The organism is Alteromonas sp. W12, assembly GCF_001924945.1.
Classification (GTDB): Bacteria; Pseudomonadota; Gammaproteobacteria; order Enterobacterales; family Alteromonadaceae; genus Alteromonas; species Alteromonas macleodii.
Genome location: NZ_LQXH01000013.1, coordinates 40,836 through 52,648, shown reverse-complemented (window position 1 = coordinate 52,648; position 11,813 = coordinate 40,836). Strand labels below are relative to the sequence as shown.

Here is an 11,813-nt window from a genome sequence, read left to right as displayed (position 1 = left end):
CCACTTTAATCCCGTTTAGTTGGGCTGCTTTTCTGCGACTTACGCTACCTGCTATATGGCTTTTCATATAGTCTGCACACCCTTGTAGGCCTTGCCCTACATGACTTATACCAAAGTTCAATGAGCTAAAGTTCAATATCAATTTGCGTATGTAAGCGTATCATTATTAATCAGTAAGTATGGTTTCAGCAATTTTTCCTCTGAATGTACGGAAGTAGACTCAGTGTGTAGTAATGAGGGGAGTGTGCGCAGTGAAATTAGTAGATAACTCACAACAATTTGACCAATCACCTACGCTTGAACAATCGTTTCAGAGCGCTATTAATGAAGGCGCTGCGGTAAACGTGTTTGAGCTTGCTCAACAGTTTAAAAATACCAACCCTGCTTTTAAAAAACCTCAACTGGTTGAAGAACGCACGAGTTTAGAGACAGAGCAGCTGTGGAAGAAGCGTCTTTCGATGCTGCTTGATGCAGAAAATAAACTTATGAAAGTTATACGTTTTCGCAAAATTACTGGTATATTTACCGTTGCAAGTATGGCTATGTTTTTATTTTCCCTGTACATAGCGCCAACAATGTCGCCAGTATTGTTCTATGGCCTTATTGTTGTAGCTGCATTTGGAATGGCAACGTATCCGGCGTGGTTGTTAGCGTCTAAAAGCAATAAAAAGCAGAGAGATGACATTTCTCGTTTGTTTTATAAAAGTAATCACGAGATTGAAATGTCGGACGGTAAAATTACGTTAATTAACAGGGCGAACTATGCAAGTGTAACGCAAATACACGTATTGGATCGCAAACTTGGACTATTCGCAAACTCGTAGACAACACTACACCTCTCAGTTCATTATTGTTCTGTTAGTAGCATCCTTTATTCTTGGGGTGCTACTGCTGGCACCCATGGATGCATTGGGCCAGCTTCTCTCTTCAATCGTTATCCTCATTGCAATATCCTTGTGCAGCAAAGAAGCGCGACACACGCAAAAATACCAGCATTTATTTCGCATTTTAGCTCTGGTGCTAGCCATTGCGCTTAGCGTCAGGTATTTGCTGTGGCGTGGTATTTACACGCTAACCTACTCAGATTTTCTTTCAATGATTGCCGTCTGGCTATTATTTGGCGCTGAAATTTATGCGGGGATCACTTCAGTGTTAGGGGCGATCGTTAACGCGTTTCCGCTCAGTCGACCGCTTTTGTCCCTGGAAGGGGTAGATAAATCAACTCTGCCCAGCGTAGACGTCATGATCCCGAGTTATAACGAAGATGAAGGGATATTAGAAGTTACTATCCGCGCTGCAAAAATGCTCGATTACCCTAAAGAAAAGCTTCGTATTCATTTGCTTGACGATGGCGGAACCGACCAGAAAATTAACGCTGAAAACCCTGCGTCAGCGGCCACTGCAAAACAGCGGCGACAAGATTTGCAAGCACTGTGCAAACGCTTGGATATTACCTATCACACTCGAGCAAAAAATGAGTTTGCCAAGGCGGGTAATGTGAACAGTGCAATACAAAATACCACGGGTGATTTGATTGTTATCTTGGATGCTGATCATGTTCCTACTTCGGATTTTCTTGATAGAACCGTGCCGTGGATGCTTAAAAACGAGAAGGTCTTTCTCGTTCAAACCCCTCATTTTATGGCTAACCCAGATCCTGTTGAGCGTAACTACTTCTCTGCGTTTACTCGCATGCCTTCAGAAAACGACATGTTTTACGGCACTATACAGAAAGGCTTAGACTACTGGGGGAGTTCCTTCTTCTGTGGATCAGCCGCATTGATGAGAAGAAAGCACCTCGATTTGGTGGGGGGCATTTCCGGCGACTCTATCACTGAAGATGCAGAAACCGCGTTAGATCTTCACAAAATGGGCTACGAGTCTGTATATGTGGACAGACCTATGGTAAGCGGCCTTGCGCCAGAAACTTTTGATGCGTTTATTCAGCAGCGTATGCGCTGGGCACAAGGCATGACGCAAATTTTACTACTCAAAAAGCCTTTTAAAGCGCAAGGACTAAAATGGTATCAGCGAGTGGGCTACATGAGTTCAATCATGTTTTGGCTGTTCCCGTTTGCTCGCATCATCTTTTTGCTTATGCCACTGGCGTATTTGGTCTTTGGGCTTCAGGTTTACCATGCATCGATGCTGGAAATTTTTGCCTTCACCCTGCCTCACGTTATTGCCACTTACATGATATCCACCATGCTCTTTGGGCGAACCCGATGGCCCTTAGTGTCAGAGTTATATGAAATATTACAGTGCGCATTTACGCTAAATGCATTAATCAAGGTTTTCTTAAAGCCGCGGGCACCTTCATTTGTTGTGACGCCAAAAGGAGAGAGTCTTGACAGAACCTTTGTATCGCCACTATCGAGCGTGTTTTACTGGCTAATATTGGTAATCACATTCGCATTAGGGAGCGGTGTCTATAAGTTCATAACAGAGCCTCTTACACGCGAACTTACTGTGGTGGTCATGTTGTGGAATGTATTTAATTTGATTCTATTGTTGTCTGTTCTTAGTGTGTTATTAGAGCGGAAACAGGTGCGTAGTCAGGCACGTCTCCCAGCTACCAATAGTGTCGTTATTAAGACTACAAGCGATGAAGCTTGGGTTGGAGATTTGGTCGATCTTTCGCTTGGTGGAGCTCGGTTACGCTTGAAAGGTGAGGGAGCGTTAGTACCTGAAAATGCCACGCTCACATCGTGGAGTCACGCACTGAATAAGAACGTTCATTTGCCAATTAGCGTTCTGCATTACGACAATAGGTCAAAAATTCTTCGAGTACGCTTTATGCCTCAAACCGAAGAACAAGAAAACGAAGTCGTCGCCTATTCACTGTGTGATAGTCTGCGCTGGATGTCGTTTCAACGAAGAAGAACAAGGGCTATCTCATACTGGTTCGGCGCAAAACATGTGTTGAAAGTTGGGTTAAAGCCTGTTTTATTGCATATGCTTGTATTAATGGGGAAGTTCGCCGGGAAATTAGGTTTGCTTGCTAAACCGGCAAAGGAAAATCAATGATAAAAAAATACCTTATGTTCATCGTATGTTTGTGCATGCCTTTTACCCTAGCGGCGCAAACTGACACGTATCGATTAACCGACTTTTTTGGCGGTGAAAGTACCGTGCGCTTGCAGGGAAAATCTGCCTCCATTGATATTCCAATTCCCCTTAGTTCAGTCACTGATGTGGACAGCGCGCTACTTACATTAGAAGTGGTCAGCTCGCAGGCGTTAATCAAAAAACGTTCTCAGCTGTATGTGAGATTCAATAATGCGACCATTGGACAGATTGCGTTCGACCCAGACAGACCTTCTCTTGTATCTGAAATTGCGATCCCTACTTCATTGTGGCGAGCCGGGTTTAACTCTCTGACACTAGCGGTAAGTCAGCACTATGCCGAGCAATGTGTTGACGGCAGTGCGCCTGAATTGTGGAGCGAAATTAATGCATACAACTCAACGCTAAAAATTGCGACGTCGGTGAATGAAAAGCGCTTCACGTTAGATGAGCTGAGCGGATTCTTTAATCCAGGAATTGGCGGACAGCGAAACGTTCAGCTTTACACGGCGCGAGAAGCTGATGATCAAATTAAATATCAGACACTTCCCATTGTTGCTCAAGCACTGTCTCTTAGGAATCAATATCAGCCGCTTATTATCGAGCATGACAGCTTTGATGATGGTTACGTTTTGCCCCAGCTAGAAGACACAGAAAATAGTTTTTGGAACGACCAAAATGTTGCTCGCTACGAGCGTTCTGCATGGTATCTCAAAGCCAAGCAAAAGCAGCCTGTTCATGTTCTAGTTGGTACAGTCGACGCATTATCACCTGTGTTATCTGACGAAGTGATTAACGACATTGATGGCGCGTTTCTAAAAGCACAGCGCACACCAGCGTTCGTTAAGGATAGCAACGTGATTGTACCGGCTAGCTACCGCCTTATTGTCAGCGGTACTACGCAAGAAGAAGTACTTGAGGCAGCGAAAGCCTTGGCGGTAATGGACGATGCGATTAACCCTATTTCACAAGTCACCGTACTTTCACAGTCACAAATGCAGGCGGAAACGCTGCAGCGTCATCGCATTCTGAACCCTGACAATCACTACACATTCCAAGACTTTGGTGTGGCGACCACGCAGTTTAGGGATGAGGGGAACTTCACAAAACGGGTGTCATTCAGATTGCCTGCAGATTTTTATGTACCTGAAAACGCGAGCGTGAGCTTGCTCTTAGACTTTGGGTATGGCGCAGGTTTTGGGCCAGGTTCGGTTATGAATGTAAGCGTGAATGACGAACTTGTACACGGTTTGTCTCTTAATAATATTAACGGACAATCCTACCGAGACTATCAGTTAAGAATACCTGCACGGTTCTTCAAAGGCGGGACGAATAATTTAGACTTTGCGGTAACCATGAGAGCGCCGTTAGCAGGTGTGCCTTGTGATGATATTCCTGGTTCCCACCTCGTGTTCCAGCTTGATGATTCTTCGGCAATAAAGCTACCTGACGCAGGAAACGTGGCAGTTCAACCTAATCTCGTCTTGCTTTCAGAAACGGCTTACCCGTTTGCGCGCTTTAAGTCAGCACCATCGTCAACCATTGCTATTCCGTCAGATGACTATTTAGATACAGCGTTAACCCTTTCAGCGAAATTAGCGCAAGTAGCCCAAGTGCCTTTATTGAACGTGAAAATAGCAACTGGAAACGACATTACAACCGAAGGTTCTGTGATTGTTCTAGGTACCCCTGAAAGCTTAACGAATATTGAGCAGTCTGAATTCAGTACGGCCATTGAGGCAACGAAACGCTGGTCTTATCGGTTACAGAACAATCTGTACAATCGCGTAAGAAACCTGACTGACGACCAGTCTTTCAAAGAAATGCGCATAGACGGTCATACCGTTCAAGAAAGTGACTTAGGTGAGCAAGCAGTACTTACTGCACAGGCACACCCTGTTTCATCACAAACCGATACCTTGTTCATTGTTGCAGCGCAGACGCCGGAACTTCTTCAAGCTAGAGTCGAGGATCTGGTTAGTTTGTCGATGTGGGGGCAGATGGCAGGGGATTTCTTCGCATGGAAAGATGGTCTTTCGCCATCACTCATCATGCAGGTAAGCGATAAATATGAAGTGGGTGAAGCCGACGACAGCTGGCTGCATTTACGACTATGGCTGTCTAACAACCCGTGGTATTGGTTAATAGGCTTCATATTGGTTGTATTTGTTGTGAGCCTACTTATTTACCTGTTGCTTAAACGCAGAAATAAACAAGTGCAAGACTCATGGTAAAGCTGCATTACGCAACAAAAGCGACGCTAGTGATAGGTTTTTTGTTCCTGTTGGTGTCGTGCTCTACCAAGGAAGATAGCGAATTCAAGTCTCAGTACATAGCGTATAGGGCATTGTTTGTTGACGGCGGGCGCGTGGTAGACACAGGAAATGATGATGTGTCTCACAGCGAAGGGCAAGGATACGGTATGCTCTTTGCCGTCGCCGCCAACGACAAAGACACCTTTGATGCATTATGGCATTGGACCCAACGTACGCTCATGCGCGAAGACGGGCTATTTAGCTGGCGCTACCGACCTTGTGTGGATAATTCATCTTCTTGTATCGATGACCCTAATAATGCCTCTGATGGTGAGATTCTTATTGCGTGGGCATTATTGCGTGCAAGTGAAAAGTGGGGGGTTGGTAAGTATGAGGAGGACGCCAGGAATATTGTACGTGCTGTCGAGCAGAAACTTCTGGTGGTGAATAATAACAGTGTAGTGCTCTTGCCAGGGGAATACGGATTTGCATCTGACCAAACAGGAAATAGCAGCCTTCAGCTAAATCTGTCCTATTGGGTTTTTCCCGCCATAACTGACCTGTCTTCGCTGTCGGATACTCCGTCACGTTGGGAAAGCCTGTTCGAGTCGGGCTTGATCTTGCTGTCGAATATGCAGTTTTCTACCTACCAATTGCCCAGTGATTGGGTGCGTTTCACCCCTAATAGTGCTGAGTCCGATAACAGTAAAATTGGTGCGTTAAGTTTAGATAATGTGATATCGCCTGAGTTTGGTTTTAATGCGATCCGTATACCGCTTCAGCTAGCATGGTCCCCACGTTTTCGCCAAAACGCTAGATTAACTGAGAAGCTACTTTCTCCCTACTATGCATGGTGGGCGATAACGCCTACGCCAGCTACCATCAACCTGTTAAACGAGGAAACCGCTGAGTACGAAATGTCTAAGGGAATGCGTTCAGTGCAGATGGCGGTAAACAGCTTGATGAAATCAGAAGAAAAGCAAAGGCCAGAGTGGCCTGAGATCAATCGAAACATGGATTATTATTCGGCAAGTTTAACGCTGCTTTCTATGCTAGCAGTTTTGGATAACGCATCGTGAAAACCCGGTTTACTCGCACGTCTTTGTATCTGGCACTAGGCGCTTTGGCCACGTCACTTGTGTCGGTGCAGGCATACGGACAAGCTAAAACAACGTACAAAGAAAAAGATCTGGGTATATTACCTGCACAACAAGATCAGCCGGATTTAACAGGGCTTTGGTACCATATTAATGAGCGACAGATTCAGCAAGCCAATGAAGAGTTTACGCGCTTAAAAGCTCGTTACCCTACGTGGCAGGTGCCACAAGAAGTCGAAACCGAACTAAACAGAATAAACGGCCGCTTAAAAGGTACTATCAAGCCTGTAGTGTCAGAGCCAAGAGAATCGCTTCAGGCTTTAAAAAAGCAGCCTAATAAGCCCGCTTCTAAAGCCCTCCCGCTCGAACAATTTGCTCAGTTAACGCCGAAAGCCAGAGCAAATACGCCGAAGCAAAAAGTTGAAACGCTTATTGCATTGAGCAATCAAATTAAGCGTACTGATTTTTACTTGCTTATGGGTTGGACCGCCATTGATAAAGGCATGTTAGAAATGGCAACGCAGCAGTTCTCTCAGGCTCAACAATCGGCAGTTCGTGATATCGATAAACAATCCGCTCAACAAGGCCTTAACAGTGTCACTGGTATTAAGCTACAGCAGGCATTGTCTTTGCGCGATACGACAACGCTGGAGCAATTTCTCAAATCTGATAACAGTGGCTACGTGAAAGAAGTGCTGCAGGGCGCGGCATGGCAACAATACGACTTGAAAAATTACGACTTTGCCGACGCGCTATTTAGTTTGGTGAACGATAATGAAGGCAGGTATTTGTCACTTAGCGCGCAAAGTAGCGACACGGCCAAGCAAAGCGCGTTCGACCTAGCATGTAGTATCAATACTGAAGTTTTCATTCGACGCTGTGCTGATGGTCTGGCTAGCCGACAGGCTCAGTTTTACGATACACGGCGCTACAAGCAAAGTATTGAGTCGGGAGAAGCACTCGCCCGTTTGAGACCGTTAAGTGTAGATGAGCAAGCACTAATTGGGTGGGCTGCTAAAGAGATACAAGACACCACAACCGCCACCGCAGCGTTCGAGCGAGTGCTCGCGAAGACGCCAACCGATGCGGTAATTGCCAATGAATTGGTTACAATTAATCAAGACGACGAAGCCACACTGAACCGATTGGCGCTGAGATACAGTGCGGTAAAAAGCATATTGCAAGAACGCACCACACGTAACGCCTGGCCCAGAAAACAGTTTTGGCTAGCCTATCAAAATCGCGATGCGCGGGGAGTTACAGCACAAACTAAAGATGGCCTAAGTGCAGTCTACGGTATTAATACTCGCAGTCGAAGCGGAAGTGAGGGGCTCGGTAATTTCGATGTTCTGTCGCAATATATTGGTATTGGCAGCGGTTATGAAAACTGGCTGTGGCAAGTATCACTCGACTATAAGCAATTCTACAGCGGTCGCCCTCAAGTTGGCGACTGGTTTGGTAACAAACAATTGAGTGGAGCATTTTCGGGAATAAGCGGCTTCGAAGATAAGGGGCTTCGCGCCGAAGCGCATTATCAGGCACCTGATTTCAATTTTTACGCTAACCTTGAATATGCCATGTTCGATCAACCCGTTGGCGCTAAAGTAACCGGGCAGATATCTGCAACCAAATTTCTTACCAGTACAACGGTAGCTGCAACCTTGTTTAGAAAGGCAAAAGAAGACAGCTTATTAAGCCAAACCGGAACCTTCAATGCTGATCATGCGAAACCTTGGGGCTACGTGATAGAAAGTGGCATAAGAGGGTTAGTAGCGCATGCAGTGGCCGACAACTGGTCTGTTGCAGGTACTGCTCAGGTTAGTCGCTTAGAAGGCGAGCAGGTTGCCGATAATAGCGCGCTCTCCCTACGGGGAGATGTAAGTTACGATATTGCTACCATGATATCTCCCAAGCTTGACTATTGGCGTGTAGGGCCATTCTTGAGCTATACAAGCTACGATAAAAATTTAAGCGGCTTTACGGTCGGCAATGGTGGTTACTTTAGCCCCAGTCAGTTTGTCAGCATTGGGGGCTATTCAGAGCTGTTAACGCTTGAGGCGCTAAACTGGCAAGTTAAACTTCGAAGTTCACTTGCGCTTTCACGTGTTGAACAAGACGATGAACTGCGCTTTCCGATTGGAGGTGCATTTCCTACGGCAGACGAGAACGCGACCCTTGGTGAAAGCTCAGATACGGGTTTAAGCGGAAATTTTATGGCTGAAGGTCAGTATCGAATCAATCACAACTGGATTGTGGCTGGGTATATAGGAAAAGCATTTGCGGTTGAGTACCAAGCATTTGAAGCGGGTATTCAGATAAGGTGGCGAGAAGGGCGAGGTGCTGGTGTAACAAGCGATGAGCTTTTGCTGTCTTCGCCAAGATTAAGCGGCTTTGCACTATAAAGCCGCTTTTGCCTAAAGATTCACTCTCTTTTTAAAGCGTTAATTCGCTTTTCTACGTCTAGCTAGCATAAAGCAACCTGCGCCGAATAAAAGCGCGATTGAAGCTGGCTCACTGACATTGATAGCGCCAAAACGATAATTATTTACTTGGCCTGTTGGTGCATTGTAGTTTTGACCTTGGTCGTTAACCAATTGCACTAATGGAGTAGTTAGACTGTTAGCAATAACGTTGCCGTCTACATGACCATTATAAAAGCTTAGCTCTGCATATGGCGCCAGTACACTACCTTTAACACCCACACTATGTAGTGTAAGAAAATCAGCATCAACAAAGTTAAACAAGATGTTGTTGGTATAAAGGCCATCATGACGCTGACCTACATTGTTGTCATTGTCTCTGTACTGGCCATTTTCTCTGAAATATTCATTTTCCTGCGTAAAGGCCGTATTAAAGAAGCCAGTGTTAAATAACTCAACTGATTCACCGTACACATTGATGATGTTGTAGCTGGTGGTTGAGAAATCGTAAACAATGCCTTTATCAGCAGCGCTGAACCAACTAGCGTCAATATTGTAGATATTGATATCATCAGAGCCAGAGAAGGTAATGGTATTTAATACATCCTTGCTCGCGTCGGTACAAGCAACCGCTTGATCCGAATCGTTAGCGTCAGTGCACGACAATGTTGTTGTGCCATTCACCGACATCGACGCAAACTCCTGAGACTGCGCTGTTACTTCGGCAGCAATAGCATTAAAGTCAATATTGTTAACGTCAGCCTTACTCACGCTGCCCTGTTCAACAGATGTTGCTGTCGAACCGTTGATAGCGGTGTAATTGTTAACGTCGTTAAGCGTTACGGTACCGTTAACTTCGCTGCTATCAAGTTCAACGCTAGACTCAGCAAATACGTTTCCGTTTTCAACTTGGGAGCCATATAAAGTAGGGTTACTCACACTGTCGTAAACACTATTAGGCCCACCAAGTTTCACAGTATTGGCGTGCACATCACCTGATACAACATTTGAGTTACCTAGTTTGACATCACCTTTCGATGAGATACCGCCAGACTTCACCGTAGAATTAATGAGATTTACAGTCTGCTGAGCGTTAACCGCTTTATCGAATGTGAGTTCAGAGCCAAACAGCATACCTGACACGGTAGTTGAACCACCGTGAACATCACCGCGCGTGAAATGAAGGTTACCGCCTACGGCAAGAGCAGACTCAGACATATCTGGCGATAGCAGTAAGCCGACATTGAAATCGGATACGTTCATTTCGCCACCGACTGCTAGTCTTCCTTCAACATCGGAAGATTGGCCGGTAAAGCTATCGAAGATGAATGCGTTATATTCAAACGCTTCACTTAGTTCAATTTTGGCGGCAGACACTTGTGGTGCTGACATAACCGCTGCAAGTACAGCAGTGTAGAGTATTTTTTTTTGCATAATGGCTCCAGTGACATCAGAGTCTGGAACCGAGTTTCAACATGGATTTTCCAGACACACCGAATGGTACGATCTGAACAAAATTCATGCGATAGCACAAGAGATACTTTGGTATAAGGTCTTATACGAAAAAAGCCACCCGAAGGTGGCTTTCTTTAATTTGCGTGGTCAGAAAGGCGTTTTAGCTGCTCTTTTTAACCAAAACAGATACTTTATCAATACCTGCAATTTTAACTTGGTTCATAACTTCTACCACAGTACCGTGCTCACTGTCTTCGTGAGCCTGGATAGCAGCTGAATCCGTGTTGTTTTCCGCTAGGTATGTTTGCGTGTTTGCAACCACACGACGAATATCAACTTCGCGGCCGCCCATCATAATTGTGCCATCAGCATCAATACGGATAGAAAGCGCTTTTGAAGGCTTATCGTTTTTCGCTTGATTATCTTCAGGACGGTTTACATCCAAACCTTTCTCTTTCACGAACGAGGTCGTTACGATGAAGAAAATCAACATGATGAACACGATGTCCAACATGGGGGTCATATCAATCTGAGCCTCGTCTTCAGCCGAGGTATGCTTCTTTCTTTTCATCTCGTCTTCTTTCTTCTGTTACGTTCGAGCGCTTTAGTATACTGCTTGTTACAAAAATATACAGGGTTTTGTACAAAAACAGTGTGCTCATTAACACTTGTTGTTGAAAAAATACTCAGTTTCACAGTAATAAAACAACAAACTAGGTTTGTTTATGTGAAATAGCGACACCTAATTGGTAAAAATACAACATCAATGCCTGATTGAGTGATGTACGCAAGTTACCATGAGGATAAATGCCAAGTCTAGCTTCCGTTGATTTTTTTGTCCCCTGCACCAAAAATGCGTTTTTGATCTCGTGATCTTGAATACAGGCTTCAAATGCGCGGGCAGCCATCTCCTGAGGCATAGCATAATAATACATTTTTAACGCGCGATCAGCTTCTACGGATCGCACAAAGTACTCATTTGGTCTTTTTTGATCATTTAGGAACAATAGCGAGAAACAATCGCTCAATTTTTGATTCAACGGATGAGGATTCATCGGGGCATTGTCGAGCCAGGCCTGTGTGGCAAAGCTACCGACAGCAATACCGTCGAACATGCGCGGCGCAATATAGTGATCGAAAGCGTGAAACCACTCGTGGGCTAGCGCTCCGGCTCCTGCATTTTTTGCTAGCGCAAGCTGTCTTTTCGCACTGTTGTAGTGGGCACTGCTGTGTTTTTGACCGCCACTGCCAAAAGCCAGTGACAGGGATCCGTTTAACGATAACACCTGTTCATTGATATTTAAGATCGCGACCAGATCGTAAAGCGCATCGAAAAAGAGGTTGGCAGCGATCTGTTGTTCTTCTGCTGTTACCCATCTACCCACAGTGATCGTAGCGAAATTAAACAGTTTGCGAATATCTTGAAATGAAACATCAGCGCCGTCCCTGTGGCTTGGGCCGTTGCGATAAAACTGCTGATGAATACGGCCTTTACTTTCCAACACTGACATCCGAAATTT

General features: G+C 45.1%; 8 protein-coding genes. 5 read left to right on the top strand and 3 right to left on the bottom strand.

The annotated features are described in order from the left end of the window. The first annotated feature begins 251 nt into the window (after nt 1-251). The 5 genes from AWH61_RS18790 to AWH61_RS18770 are packed head-to-tail and all read left to right on the top strand — an operon-like array spanning nt 252 to nt 8,820. Complete coding sequence (locus AWH61_RS18790) at nt 252-824, top strand: hypothetical protein (RefSeq protein ID WP_014950752.1); 573 nt, start codon at nt 252-254, stop codon at nt 822-824. After that, on the top strand, nt 802-3,027 hold the full coding sequence (bcsA, locus tag AWH61_RS18785; RefSeq protein WP_075177902.1) for a UDP-forming cellulose synthase catalytic subunit: 2,226 nt from the start codon (nt 802-804) through the stop codon (nt 3,025-3,027). The genes AWH61_RS18790 and bcsA overlap by 23 nt, the downstream gene beginning before the upstream one ends. Beyond that, complete coding sequence (locus AWH61_RS18780; protein ID WP_075177901.1) at nt 3,024-5,300, top strand: cellulose biosynthesis cyclic di-GMP-binding regulatory protein BcsB; 2,277 nt, start codon at nt 3,024-3,026, stop codon at nt 5,298-5,300. Before bcsA ends, AWH61_RS18780 begins: the two co-directional genes overlap by 4 nt. Nucleotides 5,301-5,329: 29 nt before the next feature. Further along, on the top strand, nt 5,330-6,400 hold the full coding sequence (locus tag AWH61_RS18775) for a family 8 glycosyl hydrolase (protein ID WP_249922686.1): 1,071 nt from the start codon (nt 5,330-5,332) through the stop codon (nt 6,398-6,400). After that, complete coding sequence (locus AWH61_RS18770; protein ID WP_075177899.1) at nt 6,397-8,820, top strand: cellulose synthase subunit BcsC-related outer membrane protein; 2,424 nt, start codon at nt 6,397-6,399, stop codon at nt 8,818-8,820. Before AWH61_RS18775 ends, AWH61_RS18770 begins: the two co-directional genes overlap by 4 nt. A 39-nt stretch (nt 8,821-8,859) precedes the next feature. On the opposite strand, the gene AWH61_RS18765 is transcribed toward AWH61_RS18770, so the two are convergent. The 3 genes from AWH61_RS18765 to AWH61_RS18755 form a co-directional block, all read right to left on the bottom strand. Beyond that, nucleotides 8,860-10,272, bottom strand: a complete 1,413-nt coding sequence (locus tag AWH61_RS18765) for a collagen-binding domain-containing protein (protein ID WP_075177898.1) — start codon at nt 10,270-10,272, stop codon at nt 8,860-8,862. Between the two features lie 181 nt (nt 10,273-10,453). Beyond that, nucleotides 10,454-10,864 (bottom strand): ExbD/TolR family protein, encoded by a 411-nt coding sequence (locus AWH61_RS18760; protein ID WP_014950746.1) that lies wholly within the window; start codon nt 10,862-10,864, stop codon nt 10,454-10,456. A 142-nt stretch (nt 10,865-11,006) separates the two neighbouring features. Further along, a complete protein-coding gene (locus AWH61_RS18755; RefSeq protein WP_014977431.1) occupies nt 11,007-11,795 on the bottom strand; it encodes a CLCA_X family protein in 789 nt (262 codons plus the stop codon). Between the last annotated feature and the right edge of the window lie 18 nt (nt 11,796-11,813).

Excerpts from the sequence above, each read along its gene's own strand:
- AWH61_RS18780 (WP_075177901.1), top strand. The coding sequence starts at position 3,024 with ATGATAAAAAAATACCTTATGTTCATCGTATGTTTGTGCATGCCTTTT.
- AWH61_RS18765 (WP_075177898.1), bottom strand. The coding sequence starts at position 10,272 with ATGCAAAAAAAAATACTCTACACTGCTGTACTTGCAGCGGTTATGTCA.
- AWH61_RS18760 (WP_014950746.1), bottom strand. The coding sequence starts at position 10,864 with ATGAAAAGAAAGAAGCATACCTCGGCTGAAGACGAGGCTCAGATTGAT.